Raw genomic sequence first — 21,670 nt, forward strand, 5'->3', positions numbered from 1 at the left:
ATATAAATAGACTATTATTTAATATTATTTTAATCTAATTTAATGTGTACTTCCTGTAATTGTTCCTCAGAAACTTCAGAAGGAGCTCCTGTTAATAAACAAGTTGCAGATTGAGTTTTTGGAAATGCTATAACATCCCTTATGTTTGAAGTATTGGTCAATAGCATAATCAACCTATCAAAGCCATAAGCAATGCCTCCATGGGGAGGAGTACCATATTTAAAGGCCTCTAGTAAGAAACCAAATTTATTCCATGCTTCTTCTTCTGTAAAACCTAAAGCAGCAAACATCCTTTTTTGCAAATCTGGATCGCTAATTCTGATGCTACCTCCTCCCATTTCATCTCCGTTAATAACTATATCATAAGCCTTTGCTCTAACTTTCTCTGGTTCAGTTTCTAACAAATCTATGTCTTCCTCCATTGGATGAGTAAAAGGATGGTGCTTAGCTACATATCTTTCTTCTTCATCATCGTATTCGAATAATGGAAATTCGGTTATCCATACTAATTTCATCTCAGAATTATCTATTAGATTAAGCCTTTTAGCTACTTCATTCCTTAAATTGCCTAGGCTATCAAATACTACTTTTGATTTATCAGCTATGAACAATAGTAAATCTCCTATTTCTCCATTCATTTTATTTAATATATTATTTAGTTCCTCTTCCGATAGAAACTTGGCAATAGGAGAAGTGATACCTTCTTCTGTTACCTTTATCCAAGCTAGACCTTTAGCTCCAAAGGTTTTAACATAATCTTCTAAAGTATTTATATCCTTTCGTGAAAATTCATCACCATAACCCTTTACATTTATACCTCTTACATAACCTCCATTTGCTACTGTACCACTAAATACTTTAAACTGTGAATCCTTAACTATATGAGTAATATCCACCAATTCAAACCCAAACCTTAGATCCGGTTTATCGACCCCAAACCTTCCCATTGCTTCTTTATAAGTCATCCTTTTAATTGGAAGTTCTATTTCTACTCCTATTAACTCTTTAAATATTCTATATAACATTTTTTCATTCATCTCTATTACATCATCTACATCTACAAAGGACATTTCTATATCGATTTGGGTAAATTCAGGCTGCCTATTGGCTCTTAAATCTTCGTCTCTAAAGCATTTTACTATCTGATAATACCTATCCATACCTGAAACCATTAAAAGCTGTTTCATAAGCTGAGGAGACTGAGGAAGAGCATAAAAATGCCCTGGATTTACTCTACTGGGCACTAAGTAATCCCTTGCTCCTTCAGGGGTAGGTTTGGTAAGCATAGGTGTCTCTATCTCTACAAAATTATTCTCATCCAGAAAATCCCTAACTACCTTTGCAGCTTTATGCCTCATCTTTAATTTATTTTGCATAGAAGGCTTTCTCAAATCTAAATACCTATATTTTAATCTCATATTTTCTGCTACATTGTCATCATCTTTTACATAAATAGGGGGTGTTTCAGATTCGTCTAGTACCTTTAACTCTTTTGCTAAAACCTCTACTTCACCTGTAGGGATATCCTTGTTTACAGATTCTCTCTTCCTTACAATTCCTTTAACAGCTAATACATATTCAGACCTTACCTTTTCTGCTTTTTTAAATATTTCCTCTGACACTGTACTGTCAAATACTATTTGACATATTCCTGTTATATCCCTTAAGTCTACAAATATTAAAGAGCCTAAATTTCTCTCCCTTTGTACCCATCCCATTAAAACTACTTTTTCATCTATATGAGATGTTCTTAAATCTCCACACATATGTGTCCTTCTTAAATTTCCCATCTTTTCTCTCATAAATACTACCTCCTTAAAATAATAAAACCTCTCATCTCTGATGCTCAGGGACGAGAGGCTATTTTCTCGCGGTGCCACCCTAATTAGGCTTTTACCTCACTCAATAATATAACGCAATAAATGCGAACAAACTCAGTTTGTTAACTCCAAGGTGTCTTCATTAAATATTAGCATCAGTTTCCACCAATCCTGACTCTCTATAGCTAAGGGATTTAACTACTCTTCCTTTTCATAGTTTCCATATGTTTTTAATCATTATAAGATATATTTTTATTAGTGTCAAGATAGTATCTTAACCTTTCTATCTACCATTTCCTCAACTCTTTCCAAATATTCCGTCAAGGATTTTACATTAGGTATTCTTTCTATCCTATCTTCTTTTGGAAAAAATATCTTAGATACTGCTCCCATACCTAGCCCAAGAACTGTTTCCTTTTCTTCCATCATCTTAATATTATATATGCATTCTTTTCCTTTTTTTGCATAACCTATGTTTTCAAAATTACCCATAATCTGTTTCTGTCTATATAGGTAATAAGGATTAAGCTTCATCTTTTCTGCAAATGTTTTGGTTTCATCCAACATGTTCTCTATTATACCTTGATTTTCAATTTGGTAAATATCCATAGTCTCAATAAATTTAGAACCTCTTTTTACCGCTAATGTATGCACAGTCAAATTTTCAGGATCTAAATTCTCTAGTTTTTTTAATGTCCTTTTTATTTCCTCTACTCCTTCAGAAGGAAGTCCAACTATTAAATCCATATTTATAACATCAAAACCAATTTTCTTAGCTTCATAGTAGGTATTTATTATATCTTGGCTACTATGTTGTCTTCCTATTAATTTCAATGTGTTATCATTCATAGTCTGAGGATTTATACTAATCCTATCTACTTTATTCCTTTTTAGCATCTTCAACATTTCAGTATCTATAGTGTCTGGTCTACCTGCTTCCACTGTTATTTCTTTTATATCATCTCTATGGAAATTATCATATATAGCTTGTATTATTTTCTCCAATTGATATGGGGGAACAGCACTGGGGGTTCCACCACCAATATATACGGTGGAAATACTTTTTTTTGCCATTAATTCCCCTATTTTATTTATCTCATAAATAAGCCTATCTATATAATCCTTTATTAAATATCCATATCTATTTATATTCAAAGAAGGAAAAGAACAGTATAAACATCTAGTAGGACAGAAAGGAATACTTAAATATAGGCTAAATCTATTTTCATCTAAAGGATATAGATATTTTCTCTGCTCCTTCCCAATATCCAATATTAAATGAGCTTTTTGTGAAAATAATTTATATTCTCCAGTTAAAATATCTATAATATTTTTATCATCTTTTCCCTCATCTAAAAGGTTGTGGACTATTTTGACTGGTCGAATTCCAGTTAATACTCCCCAAGGTGCCCTAATATGAGCTATACTGTTCAATGCCTGATATACACTTTGTTTTACCCCAATTCGTATTCTTTTTTTATTATTAGCTTTATCCACTCCAATTTTTTCTATATTCTTTACAGAGCCCTCATAAATTAAATTATCATCATTATAAATCCTTGTACTAGATTCTATTCTATCATTAATACCATCTAGCTCATTTATTATTAAAATGCCTTCCTTAAAATCACTTATATCATCAATAAAAATTATTTCTTCACCAAAATAGAAAACCTTTATTAGCTCATATACTTCATATTTAAAATCATGACCCACTAAGTTTACATAAATCATATTTACTCCCCTTAATAATCTTCATAATAATCTTCAATCATCTTTTTAATATATTTTTTAGAAATACCGAATTCCTTTGATATTTCTTCTTTATCCAGTCCCATTTCAATTAAATCATATATATCATGTAAATCCACACCCTTTTTCCCTTTACTCCGGACAAGCTTTAATTTTTTAGTCATTTAAGCCACCTCCTAGGGTATATCTTTCCCTAAAAGATGGCTTCTAATTCTATCACTTTATAAATGGATTAGATTCTTTTTCATTTCTTATAGTAGATGAAGGGCCATGTCCAGGATATACTATAGTATCGTCTGGATAAATTATTATTCTATTTTTGATCGAATCCATAATAGCTTCAAAGGAACTTTTAGGGAAATCCGTTCTACCAATTGAACCTGCAAATAAAGTATCTCCAGTAAATATACTGTCACCAATTTTAATACTTATGCCTCCAGGAGTATGGCCTGGTGTATGGATCACTTCTGCAGTTAAACCTCCAAAGCTTATTTTGTCACCATCATTAAGTAAAATATCAGCTGTAATCTCTACAGTACCCATTGCCATCATACTTGATAAATTACTTCTACCATCCTTTAACAGATATTCATCTTCCTTATGGATAGCCAATGGTGCTTTAGTATAATCTTTAATTCCATTGACACCAGAAATATGATCCCCATGACCATGGGTAAGAATTATATACTTAATATCTAAACCTAAATTCTTTATTTGGGTTAAAATGTCATCTTCATCTCCACCTGGGTCAATTACTATGGCTTCTTTATTATCTTCTGAATAGACTAAATAACAATTTGCAGCATAAATCCCTGCTGGTATCCTTACAACTTTCAATATTATCCCTCCTAAAAAGTTTTTTTGCTATCAATTAATATGGTCACAGGACCATTATTTAATAAATTTACCTCCATATTTGCCCCAAAGATACCTTTCTCTGTCCTTATACCCTTATCCTTACATCTTTCAACAAACTGATTATAGATTTTTTCTGCTTTATCTGGATGGGCTGAAGTAGAAAAACTTGGTCTTTTCCCTTTTCTAACATCACCATATAATGTAAACTGGGACACCACTAACATTTCTCCACCAATATCTAACAAAGATAAATTCATTTTTCCATTATCATCTCCAAATATTCTAAGGCCTAATATTTTATCAACCATATATTCTAAATCTTTATCATTGTCTTCTTCTCCTACACCAAGAAGAACTAATAAACCTTTATCTATTTCTCCAACTATGTTTCCTTCAACTTTTACACTTGCTTCTGACACCCTTTGTACTACAGCTCTCATCTATACCTTCCTTTCCTTAACTAGTAACTCTATATACATCGATTACACCTTTTAACCTTTTAATCTTCCTCATTAACTCCCTTAATTGATCTATATCTTTTATCTCTAAAGTCATATTGATTACAGCCAATCTTTCCTTATTAGTTCTAGCATTTAAAGACAGTAGAGAAAGTTCAGCTTCAGTAATTCTTTGAGTAATTTCAGTAAGCAACCCAGGTCTATCTGTCCCTTTAATCTGAATTTCTGCAGGATATTCTGCTTTTTCATCAGTATCCCAAAATACTTCTATAAATCTTTCATTGCCTTCAATAAAAGATATATTTGGACAATCCTTTCTATGGATAGATACTCCTCTTCCTCGAGTAATATAGCCTATTATTTCATCACCAGGCACTGGATTGCAACATTTAGAAAACCTAACCTTTATATTATCAACACCTTTAACACTAATACCTTGAGTAAACTTACTATCCTTTCTAGTTGTAGTAGATTCTTTTATTTTACTTTCAATAAATTCCTTTTCATCTTTAATTTGATAATGTTCTTTATATAATTCCTTTAATCTAGACATCACTTGAGATATAGTGATACTTCCATACCCTAACCCAGCATATAAATCATCAGATGTGCTTAAACTTAGTTTTTTTGCTGTACTTTTTAGCCATTCTTCCTTCAGAATATCTGTCAATTTATACCCTTGTCTTTTTACTTCTTTTTCCAACAATTCTTTACCTTTAATAATGTTTAAATCCTTTTCTTCTCGTTTAAACCATTGACGTATTTTATTTTTAGCTTGGCTGCTTTTTACTATCTTTAACCAGTCCCTACTAGGACCATTACTACTGGCTGATGTAAGTATTTCTACAATATTTCCATTTTTAAGTTTATAATCTAAAGGCACAATTCTGCCATCTACCTTAGCTCCAACACAATTATTTCCTACTGCTGTATGAACCCTATATGCAAAATCAATAGGAGTAGATCCATTAGGCAAATTAATAACATCCCCTCTAGGAGTAAAGACGAATACCTCGTCTGTAAAAAAATCTATCTTTAAAGTCTCCATAAACTCCTTAGGGTCCTTTAATTCCTTTTGCCATTCTAACAATTGCCTTAACCAAGTTAATTTTTCATCGAAATTATCTGTCTTTACATTGCCTTCTTTATACTTCCAGTGGGCAGCAATACCGTATTCTGCAGTTCTATGCATCTCCCAAGTCCTTATTTGAACCTCAAATATTTCTCCCTCTGGCCCAATTACGGTAGTATGAAGAGATTGATACATATTGGGCTTAGGCATTGCTATATAATCCTTAAACCTTCCTGGAATAGGCTTCCACATAGTATGGACAATGCCTAAAACACCATAACAATCTTTTATAGTATCTACAATGACCCTTATAGCAGTTAAATCAAATATCTGTTCAAAGCTTTTATTTTGATAAACCATCTTCTTGTATATACTATAAAAACTCTTTGGTCTACCACTTATATCTCTAGAGATATTCATTTCTTTTAATTTCTCATCTATCTCATCTATTATCCTTTGAATATATGCTTCCCTTTCTTTTCTTCTTTTAGATACCTTATCCACCAAATCATAATAACCTTCTGGATCTAAGTATCTAAGAGATAAATCTTCTAGCTCCCATTTTATCTTAGACATTCCTAATCTATGAGCTAATGGAGCATATATTTCTAAGGTTTCTAAAGCCTTTTCCTTTTTCTTTTCTTCACTCATATATTCCAAAGTCCTCATATTATGAAGTCTGTCAGCCAATTTAATAATAATTACTCTAATATCCTTAGCCATGGCTAATACCATTTTTCTTAAATTTTCTGCTTGGCTTTCCTGTTTTGTCTTATATTTCAATTTTTTCAATTTTGTAACTCCATCTACTAAATTAGCTACTTCTTCCCCAAATTCTTTAGATAAAGTTTCATAATCTACACTCGTATCTTCCAATACATCATGAAGTAAACCTGCAATTATGGAAGTTCCATCCATATTTAAATCTGCCAGTATCATTGCCACATTAAATGGATGTACAAAATATACTTCACCAGAGTTTCTTAATTGTCCTTGATGAGCATATTCTGCAAAATTATAAGCCTTTATTATTTTTTGCATATCAATATGAGGATTGTATTCTTCAATTTTAGACAATAGATTTTCAATCATTAAATTCACCTGTTCCATATAATTTATAAGCAAATATTGTTTCAATTTTCACTTAATTTATATTAAATCTAAAACAACTATAATTATCGTTTTAAAAATTTAAAGATATAAAGATATTATAGCAATTATATATCATAATTAAAGTTTTTTCATCATTATTTTTTAAAAACAAATCTATCGATAATTTTGTATAATGACTTGTAAGCTCTTATTGCCCATGTATTCATTGATATTTGGAGTATAAATAATATCGATTGTTATATTGTTATCAATGCCTTTATACATTTTTTTAATCTCATCTATACCAAACTTTTCTATTAATCTATTTTCAAATCCTTCGATATCACCAAAATAAAGTCCATCTATAACCTTTCCTCTTCTTGTTTCAAGAAGTAATTTAAGTACATTTCTATTCTTACCTAATATAAACCCTTTCTTTACAGGAATATTCCTAGCAGCAAATAAAGGCTTTGGATTTCCTTTTCCAAAAGGTTCTAAAATCTTTAACTCTTCTATTAAATTAAAGCTTATATAATCTAAAGGCAAGTGAACATCTATATATACTTTGGGTAAAAGGTCTTCTCCTGATAAAGATGCTTGTCCGTTCAACCTTTCCCTAAAACTTTCTAAATTAGATATGTCTAAAGATACTCCCGCTGCCATAGGATGCCCACCAAATCCAACTAACAAATCTTTACACTTAGATATTTCTTCAAACATATTGTATTCTTCTATTGATCTACCGGAACCTTTTATTGTGTTTTCATCCTTTGATTGGGTCAATAGTATAGTAGGCCTATAATATCTATCCTTTATTCTACCTGCTATGATACCCACTATGCTTTCATGGCTTTCTGGCTCATATATTACAAATACTTTTTCTTCTTCCAATCCGCCTAGTTCTATTTGTTCAATAACTCTTTTTAAGCCTTTTTCCGTCATGCCTTTTCTTTCTTCATTTAATTCATACAGCTCTTCTGCATATTCTTTTGCTAACTCAGGATCCTTAGTTAAAAACATTTCAACAGCTATTTCTGCACTATCTAATCTGCCAGATGCATTAACACAGGGACCTAATATAAATCCAAGGGAATAGGTGTTGATCTGTTTGCCTTCTAATCCAGTGGCTTTGATTAAGGCCTTTAATCCTATATTTTTAGTATTGTTTATTCTTTTTAAGCCTTCAGTTACTATTATTCTATTTTCATCTATTAAGTCTACCACATCACAAACAGTACCCATGGCTACATATTCTAATAATTCATAGGATTCTTCAACATCTATGCCAAACTCTTCATAAAGAACTTGTACAAACTTAAAAGCCACTCCTGCACCACAAAGAAGTTTAAAGGGATAATTGCAATCTGGCCTTTTAGGATTAATTACCGCATCTGCTTCCGGTAAAATATATTCTTTATTTCCTTCTTCATCTTCAATAAAACTTACATCATGATGATCTGTTACTATAATTTTAATGCCTAAACTCTTTGCCAATCTAACTGCATCAAAAGCTGTAATTCCATTATCACAAGTTATTATTAGATGAACACCGTCTTCTTTAGCTTTTTTAACAATTCTTTCATTTATTCCATAGCCATCTCTTACCCTATGAGGTATTACATAATCCACATTTCCACCACATCTTTTGATCCCATTATAAAGGGTTAGTATGGATGAATTCCCATCTTGATCATAATCTCCACAAATCCTTATCTTTTCTCCTCCCTTTATGCTGTTTTTTACTAAATTCACTCCTAGTTCTATATCCACCATAAGTCTAGGATCATGAAGTTTATCTAAACTAGGATAGATAAAGCTATCCATCAATTTTAAATCTTTGATACCCCTATTCACTATGATTTTTGCTAATAGCTTGCTTATTCCCAATCTATCTGATATTTGATCTAAATCTACTTTCACATTTCTTAAATACCATCTTTCCAAAATAATTTCACTCCTATTGTATTCTGTCCTTTAAATATAAAATTAATCTTCGTTTCCTGTTTCCTCTTCATCTTTTATATATGTATCTTTAATATTTTTCTCGTCTTGTAAAAATTGGATTTTCCTCTCCTTTTCTTCTAATATGATATTTAAATCATCTTTTTCTTCTTGAATACTGTTTATCTTCTTATTTAACTCCTTAATTTCCTTTTTAAATTTTATATTTTTCATTGTGGTCAATATTGATACTGTCACTGCACCTAATATTGCAGAACCGAAAATTATAATAGCCTGAGAAATTTCTACTTTTGTAAATAAAAAATCAATTAATACCTTGTCCCCATTTTTTAAAGCAAATATCGCAACTATAGCTGCAAAAATTAGCGAAAGAATAAAACCTTTTTCCATAGATGACCCTCCCCATTGATTTAATTAATTCTATGTTACAAGATTATTACCCAAAAATAAAGGATTAATTACATAAAACTGCCATATAGGCAGTTTTATGCTCTTTTTGTATTCAAACCTTCTCTATTTTTAAGCCCATACCATATTGGGCTGGCAATAAATAATGATGAGTAGGTTCCAGAAATTATACCAAAAATAAGGGGTAGGGCTAATACTTTTACATCTTCTACTCCCACTATATATAATATTATTACAGCTGCTAAGGTGGTTATTGAAGTATTAATGGTCCTAGTTAATGATTTCTTTACGCTATCATTGATTAAGTCTTCAAGGGAATGTCTTGGATTAAGTCTAGTTTCTTCTCTAATTCTGTCAAATATAACTATAGTATCATTTATAGAATATCCAATAATAGTCAATATAGCAGCAATAAATGCATTGTTTGCCGGTATACCAAATATAGCATATATTGATAAAGTTATCAATATATCATGGACTAATGCAACAATTGCAGCAATAGCAAATCGTAATTCAAACCTCCAAGTAATATAGATTAACATACCTACTGCGGCTATTAAAGATGATAACAAAGCCTTTTTCTTTATTTCTTCTCCCATAGTAGCTACGAATTTTTCAGATTGAAATTCCTTTTTTTCAATCCCATATTTTTCAACAAATCTATCTACTATTAGGTCTATCTGCTCATTATCAAAATCCTTATTACTTTTAATTATTATTTCATCCTTATTGTTTCCCACATGGACAATACTAGCATCATTATCATATTCATTCATAATTTCTCTTATCTCATCAACGGTTACCATCTTTCCAATTTTAATCTGGATAGAAGTACCACCAGTAAAATCAATTCCATAATTCAACCCTTTAACCACCATCATTATCAAACCAATAATTATAATAGCTAAGGATATGGTGTAAAAAATCTTTCTATTTTTTATGATATTCATATTTTCACCCCTTATACTCCATACAATTTTGTATTTTTAGTATTTGAAATTTCTACTGTTAGTTTTAATAAATGCTTTGTAACAAACACTGAAGTTATCATTGATGCAATAATTCCCAATATCAATGTAACCCCAAAACCTTTAATAGGCCCTATGCCAAAATAGTATAGAACAAAACCAGCTATTAAAGTTGTTATATTAGAATCTAAGACAGAAGTTAAAGCCCTTTTAAATCCATAATCTATAGAAGCCCTAATAGATTTACCATTCCTTATCTCTTCTTTTATTCTTTCAAATATCAATACATTGGCATCTACTGCCATACCAATAGATAATATAAGGCCTGCAATACCTGGCAATGTTAATTTTACCCCTAAGAATTTCATAGAGTAAACAACTATTAGAACATAAATAGTAAGTCCAATACTGGCTATAAGCCCTGGTATTCTATAAAAGATCAACATAAATAAAAATATAAATAATATAGCAATAGCACCAGCTTTAATACTTTTTTCAAATGCTTCCAAACCTAAAGTAGGACCAATAACTCTTGATTGTAAAGCCTTCATCTCCACAGGTAGAGCACCAGCTCTAATTAAATTAGCCAAATTATTAGCTTCCTCTACAGTGAATTCACCCGAAATAACTCCTTTACCATCTTTAATAGGTTCATCTACTATAGGGGCTGATATTACCTCTCCATCTAATACAATATATATAATTTTATCTACTGGATTTCTCTTATCTGCTAATTCTGCCGTTGCATTAGCAAATTTAGTTGAACCTTCTTTATCAAATTCTAAAGATACCACTGGTTTATCTCCAAATTCAGTTTGTTGGTATCTAGCTTCTGAGTTTTTTACATTTTTTCCAGTTAAAATCTCATTACCTTCAGGATCGATAAATTGTAATTGAGCAGTTTTGCCAATAATATCTATCGCCTCCTGAGGATTATCAATACCTGCTAATTCTACTCTAATCCTCTTATTACTTTCCTTTACAATGCTTGGTTCTGCAACTCCTAAACCATCTACTCTCTTGTTAATTACCATAATAGTTTGGTCCATGGCTCTTTGAAGTTCTTCACCTTGTAAATCTGCCTGAGCTTCTAAAATTACGTAAACGCCTCCAGCCAGATCTAAACCTAAATCAATAGAATCCTTTGCTTTTGTAATTTTCACTTTCCCAATTTCTATACCATATAACGCAGTATAAGAAGCCAAACCTACTATAGCAATAATTAGTATAAATAGTAGGGTTTTTTTCATATTCATTCCAATTACCTCCTATGCTAAATTAGGGTGTTAAACTTTTATCTAATCTTGTAAATTTGCCAAAACGGAAATAGCACATTCTATCCTTTTCTTTTCCATTTGACAGCCTATCTTATAGGGTTTCATTAAATCATTGTTGGTGTTATAAGCATTAGCATGACAACCACCACTACAATAAAATCTAGCCCAACAATTCCTACATTCTTCTTTATTGAAAACATTGGCTCTTTTAAATTCTTCCCTAAGTTCTTCATTATTAATCCCAGTAAATACATCTCCTATTTTAAAACTTTCATCACCTACAAACTGATGGCAAGGATATAAATCTCCTTGGGGGGTTACGGCCATATATTCTGATCCAGCACCACATCCTACGGCTCGTTTTGCTAAACATGGACCTTGGTTTAAATCGATCATAAAATGGAAAAACAGAAAATCCTTATCTTGCTTTTTTATATTTATATATTCCTTAGAGAATTTTTCATATTCCTCTAATACAGATCCAATATGCTCCTCTCTTAAAGCATAATCCATATCTGGTTCCGTTACTACAGGTTCTATTGATATTTTTCTAAATCCATTATGGTAAAAATCTAGGGCATCATTAGAAAAATCTAAGTTATAGCTGGTAAAGGTGCCTCTAATATAATAATCCTTGTCACCTCTTTTTTTAATTAAATCTTTAAATTTAGGTAATATTATATCATAACTTCCTTTTCCAGATACTGTCTTTCTCATATTATCATTTATTTCTTTCCTACCATCCAAACTCAAGACCACATTATCCATATGTTCATTTATAAAATCTATCTTATCTTCATCCAATAATATACCGTTGGTAGTAATAGTAAATCTAAAATGCTTATTGTTTTTTTTCTCTAATTGCCTACCATAATGTACAAGCTCTTTAACTAAATCAAAGTTCATTAAAGGTTCTCCACCAAAAAAATCTACTTCTAAATTCCTTCTATTACCAGAATTCTCTATTAAAAACTCTAAAGCTCTTTTCCCTACATTAAGATCCATTAAAGATCTGTCCCCTTTAAAATCTCCTTGAGATGCAAAACAATAGTTACATCTTAAATTACAATCATGAGCTATGTGTAAGCATAGTGCTTTTATTACATTATCTTCATTATACCTTATATCCACTGCATTAGATTCTTCAGAATAGAGAACCCCCTCTTTTTCCAATATTTTAATCTCTTTATATGCTTCAGATACAGTTTTTTCATCATATTTATCCTTTAATAATTCAATAATTTCATCTAAAGTCTCCATTTCAAAATAATCCAGTATATGAAATACCACATCATCTACTAAATGAACTGCGCCGCTATTAATATCCAATACTATATTCTTATCATTCAAATTAAATTTATGAATCTTTTCTCCAATGGCCATGATACTCCTCCTAAATATCCATATCGATTAAATTAAAAAGGAGTGGTTAAAACCACTGCCTTTATAGTTTATCTATTTTCGCATTTTTGGTTTCCTACCGTACACGAAGTTTTACAAGCTGATTGACAAGAAGTTTGACATTCTCCGCAACCACCTTTTGCCAAAGTACTCTTTAAATTACTTCCAGATATAGTCTTAATGTATTTCATCTAAAACCCTCCTTTATGCAGCTTAATACTTAAATGATTATATCATAAATATATTATTAATTAAAGTTTTATTTTATATTTATACCTATGATACCAGCGATAATACCAGTTATTAAAGCTATGAAGAATTTACTAATTGAATATATATCCAAAATAAAGGGTTTAATAAATAAATAATTTAGCAATACTAGAACTAAAAAATATAAAGCTCCAATTATCCCACCATATAGCCAACCACTTTCTTCTACTTTTATAGCCATATATACACTGCCAATGGTGATGCTGATAATCATAACTATGGTATTTAATAAGGGTATTCTAGATTCTTTAACTGATGTATAGGTAAGTAATACGGACACGATTAACACCAAAATCAAGGTAATAATAAAAGTTATTGCAAGACTTTTAACAATATAGATTCCTTTATCTAAGGACTTATCCCTCATAATTCCACCTCCCTTTTTACTTTAAACTTATTAATTTTAGGTGGAATTTATTACTAATATAGAAAAAGCTTTTATCAAAATATTAGTAAGGTAGCTTTTCAAACAAATTTACGGAAAATTATTTTCTGTTCATGTTTTAAAGTGAGAACTTTACTATTCGTTATAAAAAAACTTCCTTTAAAAAGGAAGCTTTTAAACTATTTTTCTTCGTTATTTTCTTTTACTTCTTGTTTGTTGATAGTTGAACCTATTGCCCATTTAGTAAGATCAATTTTTGTCTTATTGGCACCTACTTCTATGGTAACCATATCATCTTTTAATTTAACTATCTTACCATAGATGCCACCAATAGTTATGATTTCGTCTCCAACTCTAAGACTTTCCCTCATCTCTCTAATTTCTTTTTCCCTCTTTTTTTGAGGTCTTATTGCAAATACATAAAAGATGACTAAAAAAGCTATAGGTATGATGAAACCTCCTAAACCTGCTCCTCCTGCATTTGCTGCTGCCATTAATACATCCTCCTTTTCATCTTTTTTCTATTTATAAGTATTCAACAAAGAAGTCGAAAACCCTTCTTTATTTAATCAATATATCCATATTTTTTGTAAAATTCTTCTCTATATTCTAATAACCTATCATCTTTTATAGCCTTTCTAATATTATCCATTAATTTAATAAGGAAGTATAGATTGTGGATTGTAGCTAACCTAGCGCCTAATATCTCATTCACATTAAATAAATGCCTTATATACGCTCGTGAATAATTATTACAAGTATAACAATCACATTCTGGATCTAGTCTAGAGAAATCCTTAGCATATTTAGCATTTCTAATGGTCAATCTGCCTTCACTGGTCATAACTGCACCATTTCTAGCAATCCTAGTTGGTAATACACAATCAGCCATATCTATTCCTCTAATAACTGCCTCAAACAAGTAATCAGGTGTTCCTACCCCCATCAAATACCTAGGCTTATCTTTAGGTAGAAGTGGAGTAGTAAAATCCAACATCTCACACATTAAATCCTTTGGTTCTCCAACGCTAAGCCCTCCTATAGCATAGCCAGAAAAACCAATATCTATAATATCTTTAGCACTTTTTTCCCTTAAATCTTTATACATTCCACCTTGTATTATACCAAATAAAGCTTGTTTTTCCCAGTCTTTATGGAAATCTTTACATCTCTTTGCCCATCTTGTAGTTCTTTCCATAGATTCCTTTGCATATTCATAGCTTGATGGGTAAGGAGTACATTCATCAAAAGCCATCATAATATCAGAACCTAAAGAATTTTGAATCTCTATTGATTTTTCAGGGCTAATAAAATGGGTAGAACCATCTATATGGGATCTAAATTCCACTCCTTCTTCAGTAATCTTTCGTAAATCTCCTAAACTAAATACTTGAAAACCGCCACTGTCCGTTAAAATAGGTCCTTGCCAATTCATAAATTTATGCAATCCACCAGCTTCTTCTATTAGCTTATGTCCAGGTCTTAAATATAAATGATAGGTATTACTCAATATTATTTGAGCTCCCAAATCTTTAACCTCTTCAGGAGTCATAGCCTTAACCGTTGCTTTAGTACCAACAGGCATGAAGATTGGAGTCTCTATAACCCCATGGGGAGTCTTTAACTCCCCTAATCGTGCTAAACATTCATTTGATTCCTTTATCAGTCTAAACTCTACTGCCATCCTGTTCCTCCTCTTTATTTAATAAACATTGCATCTCCAAAACTAAAAAATCTATATCGATTTTCAATAGCATGTTTATAGGCCATTAAAATATTATCTCTTCCAGCCAAAGCACTAACTAACATTAACAGAGTAGACTCTGGTAAATGAAAATTGGTTATTAATCCATCTATTATTTTAAAATCATAACCAGGATATATGAAAATATCCGTCCAACCTTTTTTAGGTAATATCTTTCCTTCTAGGATTCCTATAGTTTCTAAAGTTCTTGTAGTAGTAGTTCCTACTGCTATAACCCTACCACCATCTTTTTTAGTTCTATTTATCATTTCAGCTGCTTCTTTAGATACCTCATAGTATTCCGAATGCATATGGTGTTCTTCTATGTTTTCCACTTTTACAGGTCTAAAAGTTCCTAACCCAACATGAAGAGTTAAATAGGATATACTAACCCCTTTTTCCTTAATTTTATTTAATAACTCTTTTGTAAAATGTAGTCCTGCAGTAGGAGCCGCAGCTGAACCTTCATGTTTAGAATAAACGGTCTGGTATCTTTCTTTATCTTCAAGTTTTTCTTTAATATAAGGAGGCAAAGGCATTTCTCCTAATTTATCCAACATTTCTTCAAATATCCCCTTATATTTGAATTCCACTTTTCTAGTACCATCTTCCTCTATACTTAAAACTTCCGCTACTAATATACCATTACCAAAGACTATTCTATTGCCGGGTTTAACCTTTTTACCTGGTCTTACTAAAGTTTCCCATATATCATTTTCAATTCTTCTAAGTAATAGAAATTCTATTCTTTCATTTTTTCCTTCCCTATTTCCAAATAATCTAGCAGGAATTACCTTAGTATCATTTAATACTAAACAATCTCCTGGATGTAAATAGTCTATGATATCCTTAAATATTCTATCTTCAATATTTCCAGTCTCCTTATCTAATAATAGGAGTCTAGACTCTTCTCTATCCTCTATTGGATATTGAGCAATTAATTCCTCTGGTAAATCATAGTAAAAATCTTCTGTTTTCATTAGATCATCCTCTACTAATCTTTTATTATTATTTCTACTCCATTATAATAATGTTTCAATATTTCATCATAAGAATGTCCCAATTCAGCCATTCTTTGAGCTCCCCATTGGCTCATACCTACTCCATGACCATAACCTTTCCCTTCTATTAAAAAATTACTATTAGCTTGAGAAGTGCTTTTATCTGCTTCTTCCACAACTCCATCCCTACCAACAAATCTACTAGTTAAACCTCTGGAAGAGCTTCGCTTATTATTGCCATCTATTATATGGGCTCCATCTAATTTGATAGTTTGTGGTTTAGTACTATTACCATCTATCACATATGTATGGGTAATAATTTCCCCACTAGAACCTTGTTTTTTTATGGTAAACCAAGTACTTTTCAATTCTGTATCACCTAATATCCCCCTAATTTCACCTTTGTTTAAAATTCTTTCTCCTAATGTTCCCAACACTTTAAGCTGGGTTACCCGTCCATTAGATGAAGTTTGTAAAACCTCCATATCTAATACATTCCCAATATTTATTCCACTTTTCTTTAATCTCTTATTAATTTCATCAGCAGTTAAGTTTATACTCCAATTGCTATTGGGAGCATCATTAGAAAACTCATCATCAACTGAAATTAAATAGGGATGGTTGTTTCCCCAAGCTTCCAGAGAGTCTTCTGTAACACCTCCACTATTAGAGTGGTATAATGCATCTATTATCTCTCCATTATAGGTAATTATCATTCCATAAGTTTCATCTACGGCTCTATTAGTTTTTTCCTGTTCTCCATCCATTCCTCCATAAACTTGACAATGAGTTGTATCGCAAAGATCATATCCTTCACTATTATGCTTATTTATATTCTTTAAAGTATAAGTCCTAGCAGCTATAGCTTGAGCTTTTAAAGCCTCCATTTCAAAAGAAGCCGGCATTTCCCTTGGAACCACTCCATATAGGTAATTATTAATATCTGCATAGTTAATTGCTATTAAACCAGTACTCACTATTCTAAATTCTATATAATCTCTATAGGTTTTATCCTCTATTTTAATTTTTCTATCATATTTATCATTAGAGGTGATTACTAAATCCTCCTCTTGGTAATAGGAGAACAAAGGATTATCATATACATCAGATATCAATATTTCTTCATCTTCGCCTATGGTGACCTTAAGATTTTCCACATCAATAAAAGTGACATTTTCTGTAGAATTGTCCTTTTCCAATATAGAAAAACCACTTTCACTATAAAGATTGACAATTTTATTGGATTTTATAGGGCTTGTCAGCCTTATTCTGATAAAATTATCTTCCAATGAGTTAGCATATATATATTGATTTGGAAATATTAATCCAATAACTATTATGGCTAAAATTGCTATGACAAATAGTCGCTTCATATTATTGTCCCCCTTATCTTTTGAATAAATTCAGCAATAGAGTCAATATTATACTTATAATTATACTAGATATAATAGGAAAGAAGAAAGTAAAATTTCCCCTTTGTATAAATATATCCCCAGGTAATTTACCTAATCCAATTTTTTCACCTAGGATAAAAACTATACCAATTATAACCAATACTATACCTATAGTTAAAAATATTTTACCAAAGGATTCCACTATATCCCCCCTATTCCTCTCTATAGGGTATATTGAAATGATCATATACTTTTCTAGAAACAACCCTTCCTCTAGGCGTTCTATTTATAAAACCAATCTGTAATAAATATGGTTCATAGACATCTTCAATAGTAGTTCTTTCTTCTCCAGTGGCAGCTGCCAAGGTATCTAACCCTACAGGGCCACCATTGAAATTCTCTATCATAGTCATTAATATCTTTCTATCTACTTCATCCAATCCAAGTCTATCTATTTCTAGCATTTCCAGACCTTTTTTGGCTACCTCCCAAGTAATAATCCCATCTTCCATAACCTGGGCATAATCTCGTACCCTTTTTAGAAGTCTATTTGCTATTCTAGGAGTTCCTCTAGACCTTTTAGCTATTTCTATAGCCCCTTTATTATCTATAGGAATAGCCAATATATTTGCAGAACGTTTCACAATTTTCTGTAGACTGGAATCATCATATAAATCTAAATTTAACATAACTCCAAACCTATCCCTTAAAGGAGAGGTAAGTAGTCCTGCCCTTGTAGTAGCACCAATTAAAGTAAATTTAGACAAATCTAACCTTACAGATCTAGCGCTAGGTCCTTTTCCTATTATTATATCCAAAGCATAATCTTCCATAGCAGGATATAGAATCTCCTCTACCGTTCTATTTATCCTATGTATTTCATCTATAAACAATACATCCTCTTCCCCTAAGTTGGTCAATATACTGGCTAAATCTCCAGGCCTTTCAATGGCAGGCCCAGATGTTATCCTTGCATTGACCCCCATTTCATTGGCTATTATATTAGCTAAGGTAGTCTTTCCTAATCCTGGAGGACCATAAAGGAGTACATGATCTAAAGGTTCTTTTCTTTCTTTAGCGGCTTGAATAAATATGCTCAATTTTTCCTTAACCTTTTCTTGCCCAATATATTCTTCTAACCATTTAGGTCTTAGGTTGATTTCGTTTTCCCTATCTTCCCTCTGGATAGAACTAGAAACAATTCTTTCATTCATATCATCCATAAAACATTACCTCACTTTATTGTTTGGAAAGCCTTTTTAAAACTTCCCTAATTATATCTTCAGTAACCATTTTACTAGTATCCATTTTATTTACAACTTTAAGTACTTCATTTCTAGAGTACCCTAAAGACATTATACCATGTATAGCAATTTCTACTTCATCATCATCAATTATTATATCTTCATCTTCTAAAATTTCTTCTTGACTTACCCTGTCCTTTAACTCTAATATTATTCTGGAAGCTGTTTTTTTACCTACCCCTGGTGCATTGCATAGAATATTAGCATCATTCTTTAGTATGGCCAATTTTATTTGATTCGGCGTTAAGGTTGATAAAATATTTAAGCCTACCTTAGGCCCTACTTTAGATACTAATAACAGTAAATTAAACATATTTAACTCTTCCTCTGTAGTAAAACCGTAGAGATATACTCCATCTTCCCTTAAATTATAATATATGTACATGGTAATATCTTCATCTAGTTTTAAATTCATCAAGGAATTTTTTGAAGTATATACCCTATATCCTATACCATTATTATCTAAAACTATATAGTCTTCTTTAACACTAACAACCTTTCCAATTATGTATTCATACATATTATCCATCCTTTATTATTTCATTTTATACATGTCTTTGAAGTTTAAGCAACTACTATGACATATGGCCACTGCTAATGCATCAGCTGCATCGTCTGGTTTAGGTATCTCCTTTAAATTTAGCAATAATTTAACCATTTCTTGTACTTGCCTTTTATCCGCCCTGCCATAACCTACAACAGACTGTTTTATTTGTAATGGTGTATATTCATAGACCTGTAATCCTTTATTGATAGCGGATAGTATCTCAACGCCTCTAGCTTGTCCAACCTGAATTGCAGTTTTTACATTTTTATTGAAGAACAACTCCTCAATAGCCAAATCCTCTGGATTATATTTATCCATTAACTTGGTAAGCTCATCATATATTATCTTTAACCTTTCAGGAAATAAGGTATTAGAATCCGTTCTAATAACGCCGTAATCTATAACTCGATACTTATTTCCCTTGTATTCAATAACACCAAATCCTACTATAGCCAATCCTGGATCAATACCAAGTATTATCATATATCTCACCTTTCAATCAAAAACATATTATATATTATATTATCACATTTTAAATAGAAAAACTAAGTTAGAACTCTAACTTAGTTTTAGCTGATAAAATTCTCCAATACATTGGATAATTCTTCTTCGCTATCTACCCTTATTCCCTGTTTCAGTTTTTCTTGATCTATTTGCTTTAAAAGGGATATGGAGTAATCATTAAATACTCTATCTAAAACCCTGTCTCCGTTTTCATCAATTCTATATATTGCAATCTTTCCTTCTGATTCACCAATTATATAATGATTAGGACACAGATGATCCTTTTCCTCTCTTAAAACTATTCTGTTAATAGAAAAAGAAATAATCTTTACATTTGGAAAATTCTCTTCCATATAATCCCTATATTGTTTTTCAGTCATATTCACAATCTTTTCATCTAATTCATTTAATTTTGTTATATTATGGTTACAAGCTTTGTAATAAGTTTTTTTCTCAATATAAACATTAGGTGAAATCTTTTCTTCTTCTTTTAATATCTCCAAATCCATATTATCCTCTGTTCTATCTTCACCTATAATAATATTTTGTTTATTAACCTTTGGTCCCATCATCTTATAACCATAGACAAAACTAATAAAGAAAAGGGCTGTACAAAATAAAAATATCAAAATTGCATTTTGTTTTTTCATAAATATCCCTCCAGTACCATCTAGAGGGATATTTTTCCCATTTTATATTATTTTATACATTATTGAATTATTTTGAGATTTCCCCTATTTTAAATCCAGCCTTCTCTATTTTTTCTATAAGTCCGACTACATCACTAGTATCGACACGAATTATTACCCTATATACATCTAATACCTTTGCATCCACTGCAGCAAAGTTTATTATATTTGCATTTTCTTTTCTTATAACCTCTGTCAATTTTGCCAATTGTCCTGGTATATCAAGCATATTCACAACAATTCTGGTCCCTTTTTCTAAACCAAATATCTCGGAAAAAGCATTAAAAATAGAATTATGAGTCAGTATACCTACAAAGTGTTCTTTATAATCAAATACTGGTAAGAAAGGGGTTCTCCATTCTTTTAAAAGATAAGAAGCATTTTCTACATATTCATCTTCCTTAATCGACTTATAATTTGTATTATATAAATCTTTGACTTTAGTATTTCTTAAGTACTCTTCTCTATCTTTACCACCTATTTCAAAAAACTTCCTAAAAATAACTTCCTTCATCAAATATCCTTTGAATTCATTACCATCTAAAACAGGTAGAGATAAAAAATCTCCCTGATTTAACTTTTCTAAAGCAGACTCTATATCATCGTCTAATTCCAAAGTAGTCAATTTATTCTTGTGTAACATATGATTCTTTACATACATTCATATATCCCCCCTAGTATAATAATGTCATAGTCAATAAAGACTATGCAGTTAAAACTTTTCTAAAAATCTCATTTCTTTATTCAGTAACTGAAGAAGATAT

23 protein-coding genes and 1 other annotated feature are annotated in these 21,670 nt (G+C 31.1%); all 23 genes read right to left on the reverse strand.

Going from position 1 to position 21,670, the window contains the following annotated elements:
• Positions 1-29: 29 nt before the first annotated feature.
• The 23 genes from aspS to C3E89_RS05235 all read right to left on the reverse strand — a co-directional run bounded on the left by aspS (position 30) and on the right by C3E89_RS05235 (position 21,567).
• A complete protein-coding gene (aspS, locus tag C3E89_RS05125; protein ID WP_236911402.1) occupies positions 30-1,802 on the reverse strand; it encodes an aspartate--tRNA ligase in 1,773 nt (590 codons plus the stop codon).
• Positions 1,803-1,845: 43 nt separating this feature from the next.
• Positions 1,846-2,044: a binding site (T-box leader), on the reverse strand.
• 37 nt (positions 2,045-2,081) lie between these two features.
• Positions 2,082-3,554: a coproporphyrinogen dehydrogenase HemZ gene (hemZ, locus tag C3E89_RS05130; RefSeq protein ID WP_236911403.1), complete on the reverse strand. Its 1,473-nt coding sequence runs from the start codon at positions 3,552-3,554 to the stop codon at positions 2,082-2,084.
• Positions 3,555-3,565: 11 nt separating this feature from the next.
• Positions 3,566-3,736: a hypothetical protein gene (locus C3E89_RS05135; RefSeq protein WP_236911404.1), complete on the reverse strand. Its 171-nt coding sequence runs from the start codon at positions 3,734-3,736 to the stop codon at positions 3,566-3,568.
• A gap of 52 nt (positions 3,737-3,788) precedes the next feature.
• The gene (locus C3E89_RS05140) at positions 3,789-4,409 is read right to left on the reverse strand and encodes an MBL fold metallo-hydrolase (RefSeq protein WP_236911405.1); all 621 of its coding nucleotides are present in this window, start codon (positions 4,407-4,409) and stop codon (positions 3,789-3,791) included.
• A gap of 11 nt (positions 4,410-4,420) precedes the next feature.
• Complete coding sequence (gene dtd, locus C3E89_RS05145) at positions 4,421-4,870, reverse strand: D-aminoacyl-tRNA deacylase (RefSeq protein WP_236911406.1); 450 nt, start codon at positions 4,868-4,870, stop codon at positions 4,421-4,423.
• Positions 4,871-4,886: 16 nt separating this feature from the next.
• Positions 4,887-7,052, reverse strand: a complete 2,166-nt coding sequence (locus C3E89_RS05150) for a RelA/SpoT family protein (RefSeq protein WP_236911407.1) — start codon at positions 7,050-7,052, stop codon at positions 4,887-4,889.
• Positions 7,053-7,226: 174 nt separating this feature from the next.
• Positions 7,227-8,999 (reverse strand): single-stranded-DNA-specific exonuclease RecJ, encoded by a 1,773-nt coding sequence (gene recJ, locus C3E89_RS05155; protein WP_236913441.1) that lies wholly within the window; start codon positions 8,997-8,999, stop codon positions 7,227-7,229.
• Between the two features lie 39 nt (positions 9,000-9,038).
• On the reverse strand, positions 9,039-9,404 hold the full coding sequence (locus C3E89_RS05160; protein ID WP_236911408.1) for a LapA family protein: 366 nt from the start codon (positions 9,402-9,404) through the stop codon (positions 9,039-9,041).
• 95 nt (positions 9,405-9,499) lie between these two features.
• Positions 9,500-10,372: a protein translocase subunit SecF gene (secF, locus tag C3E89_RS05165; protein ID WP_236911409.1), complete on the reverse strand. Its 873-nt coding sequence runs from the start codon at positions 10,370-10,372 to the stop codon at positions 9,500-9,502.
• An 11-nt stretch (positions 10,373-10,383) separates the two neighbouring features.
• Positions 10,384-11,646, reverse strand: a complete 1,263-nt coding sequence (gene secD, locus C3E89_RS05170) for a protein translocase subunit SecD (RefSeq protein ID WP_236911410.1) — start codon at positions 11,644-11,646, stop codon at positions 10,384-10,386.
• A gap of 42 nt (positions 11,647-11,688) precedes the next feature.
• Positions 11,689-13,050, reverse strand: coding sequence for a thioether cross-link-forming SCIFF peptide maturase (gene scfB / locus C3E89_RS05175; protein ID WP_236911411.1), 1,362 nt, complete (start codon positions 13,048-13,050; stop codon positions 11,689-11,691).
• A gap of 68 nt (positions 13,051-13,118) precedes the next feature.
• Positions 13,119-13,259, reverse strand: a complete 141-nt coding sequence (gene scfA, locus C3E89_RS05180) for a six-cysteine ranthipeptide SCIFF (protein ID WP_236911412.1) — start codon at positions 13,257-13,259, stop codon at positions 13,119-13,121.
• Positions 13,260-13,327: 68 nt separating this feature from the next.
• Entirely contained in the window at positions 13,328-13,705 is a 378-nt protein-coding gene (locus tag C3E89_RS05185) for a TIGR04086 family membrane protein (protein WP_236911413.1), read from the reverse strand.
• Positions 13,706-13,902: 197 nt separating this feature from the next.
• Entirely contained in the window at positions 13,903-14,217 is a 315-nt protein-coding gene (yajC, locus tag C3E89_RS05190; protein WP_236911414.1) for a preprotein translocase subunit YajC, read from the reverse strand.
• Between the two features lie 71 nt (positions 14,218-14,288).
• A complete protein-coding gene (gene tgt, locus C3E89_RS05195) occupies positions 14,289-15,407 on the reverse strand; it encodes a tRNA guanosine(34) transglycosylase Tgt (RefSeq protein WP_236911415.1) in 1,119 nt (372 codons plus the stop codon).
• A 14-nt stretch (positions 15,408-15,421) separates the two neighbouring features.
• Complete coding sequence (gene queA, locus C3E89_RS05200; protein WP_236911416.1) at positions 15,422-16,447, reverse strand: tRNA preQ1(34) S-adenosylmethionine ribosyltransferase-isomerase QueA; 1,026 nt, start codon at positions 16,445-16,447, stop codon at positions 15,422-15,424.
• Positions 16,448-16,461: 14 nt separating this feature from the next.
• A complete protein-coding gene (locus tag C3E89_RS05205; protein ID WP_236911417.1) occupies positions 16,462-17,841 on the reverse strand; it encodes a SpoIID/LytB domain-containing protein in 1,380 nt (459 codons plus the stop codon).
• Between the two features lie 13 nt (positions 17,842-17,854).
• Complete coding sequence (locus tag C3E89_RS05210; protein WP_236911418.1) at positions 17,855-18,064, reverse strand: DUF2905 domain-containing protein; 210 nt, start codon at positions 18,062-18,064, stop codon at positions 17,855-17,857.
• Positions 18,065-18,074: 10 nt separating this feature from the next.
• Positions 18,075-19,076, reverse strand: a complete 1,002-nt coding sequence (gene ruvB, locus C3E89_RS05215) for a Holliday junction branch migration DNA helicase RuvB (protein ID WP_336512959.1) — start codon at positions 19,074-19,076, stop codon at positions 18,075-18,077.
• A gap of 25 nt (positions 19,077-19,101) precedes the next feature.
• Entirely contained in the window at positions 19,102-19,686 is a 585-nt protein-coding gene (gene ruvA, locus C3E89_RS05220) for a Holliday junction branch migration protein RuvA (protein ID WP_236911420.1), read from the reverse strand.
• A 15-nt stretch (positions 19,687-19,701) separates the two neighbouring features.
• Entirely contained in the window at positions 19,702-20,196 is a 495-nt protein-coding gene (ruvC, locus tag C3E89_RS05225; RefSeq protein WP_236911421.1) for a crossover junction endodeoxyribonuclease RuvC, read from the reverse strand.
• An 86-nt stretch (positions 20,197-20,282) separates the two neighbouring features.
• Complete coding sequence (locus C3E89_RS05230) at positions 20,283-20,867, reverse strand: BofC C-terminal domain-containing protein (RefSeq protein WP_236911422.1); 585 nt, start codon at positions 20,865-20,867, stop codon at positions 20,283-20,285.
• Between the two features lie 67 nt (positions 20,868-20,934).
• Positions 20,935-21,567: a CBS domain-containing protein gene (locus C3E89_RS05235; protein WP_236911423.1), complete on the reverse strand. Its 633-nt coding sequence runs from the start codon at positions 21,565-21,567 to the stop codon at positions 20,935-20,937.
• Positions 21,568-21,670 lie beyond the last annotated feature (103 nt).

Origin of the sequence: Clostridium sp. Cult1 (assembly GCF_021655095.1) — a bacterium.
Lineage (GTDB): Bacteria > Bacillota > Clostridia > Tissierellales > Tepidimicrobiaceae > Schnuerera.

Coding starts and splice junctions, on each gene's coding strand:
- ruvA (WP_236911420.1), bottom strand. CDS start 19,686: ATGTATGAATACATAATTGGAAAGGTTGTTAGTGTTAAAGAAGACTAT.
- C3E89_RS05150 (WP_236911407.1), bottom strand. CDS start 7,052: ATGATTGAAAATCTATTGTCTAAAATTGAAGAATACAATCCTCATATT.
- queA (WP_236911416.1), bottom strand. CDS start 16,447: ATGAAAACAGAAGATTTTTACTATGATTTACCAGAGGAATTAATTGCT.
- C3E89_RS05135 (WP_236911404.1), bottom strand. CDS start 3,736: ATGACTAAAAAATTAAAGCTTGTCCGGAGTAAAGGGAAAAAGGGTGTG.
- secF (WP_236911409.1), bottom strand. CDS start 10,372: ATGAATATCATAAAAAATAGAAAGATTTTTTACACCATATCCTTAGCT.
- dtd (WP_236911406.1), bottom strand. CDS start 4,870: ATGAGAGCTGTAGTACAAAGGGTGTCAGAAGCAAGTGTAAAAGTTGAA.
- C3E89_RS05160 (WP_236911408.1), bottom strand. CDS start 9,404: ATGGAAAAAGGTTTTATTCTTTCGCTAATTTTTGCAGCTATAGTTGCG.
- ruvC (WP_236911421.1), bottom strand. CDS start 20,196: ATGATAATACTTGGTATTGATCCAGGATTGGCTATAGTAGGATTTGGT.
- hemZ (WP_236911403.1), bottom strand. CDS start 3,554: ATGATTTATGTAAACTTAGTGGGTCATGATTTTAAATATGAAGTATAT.
- secD (WP_236911410.1), bottom strand. CDS start 11,646: ATGAATATGAAAAAAACCCTACTATTTATACTAATTATTGCTATAGTA.
- C3E89_RS05230 (WP_236911422.1), bottom strand. CDS start 20,867: ATGAAAAAACAAAATGCAATTTTGATATTTTTATTTTGTACAGCCCTT.
- scfA (WP_236911412.1), bottom strand. CDS start 13,259: ATGAAATACATTAAGACTATATCTGGAAGTAATTTAAAGAGTACTTTG.
- tgt (WP_236911415.1), bottom strand. CDS start 15,407: ATGGCAGTAGAGTTTAGACTGATAAAGGAATCAAATGAATGTTTAGCA.
- ruvB (WP_336512959.1), bottom strand. CDS start 19,076: ATGAATGAAAGAATTGTTTCTAGTTCTATCCAGAGGGAAGATAGGGAA.
- C3E89_RS05205 (WP_236911417.1), bottom strand. CDS start 17,841: ATGAAGCGACTATTTGTCATAGCAATTTTAGCCATAATAGTTATTGGA.
- C3E89_RS05235 (WP_236911423.1), bottom strand. CDS start 21,567: ATGTATGTAAAGAATCATATGTTACACAAGAATAAATTGACTACTTTG.
- aspS (WP_236911402.1), bottom strand. CDS start 1,802: ATGAGAGAAAAGATGGGAAATTTAAGAAGGACACATATGTGTGGAGAT.
- yajC (WP_236911414.1), bottom strand. CDS start 14,217: ATGGCAGCAGCAAATGCAGGAGGAGCAGGTTTAGGAGGTTTCATCATA.
- scfB (WP_236911411.1), bottom strand. CDS start 13,050: ATGGCCATTGGAGAAAAGATTCATAAATTTAATTTGAATGATAAGAAT.
- C3E89_RS05185 (WP_236911413.1), bottom strand. CDS start 13,705: ATGAGGGATAAGTCCTTAGATAAAGGAATCTATATTGTTAAAAGTCTT.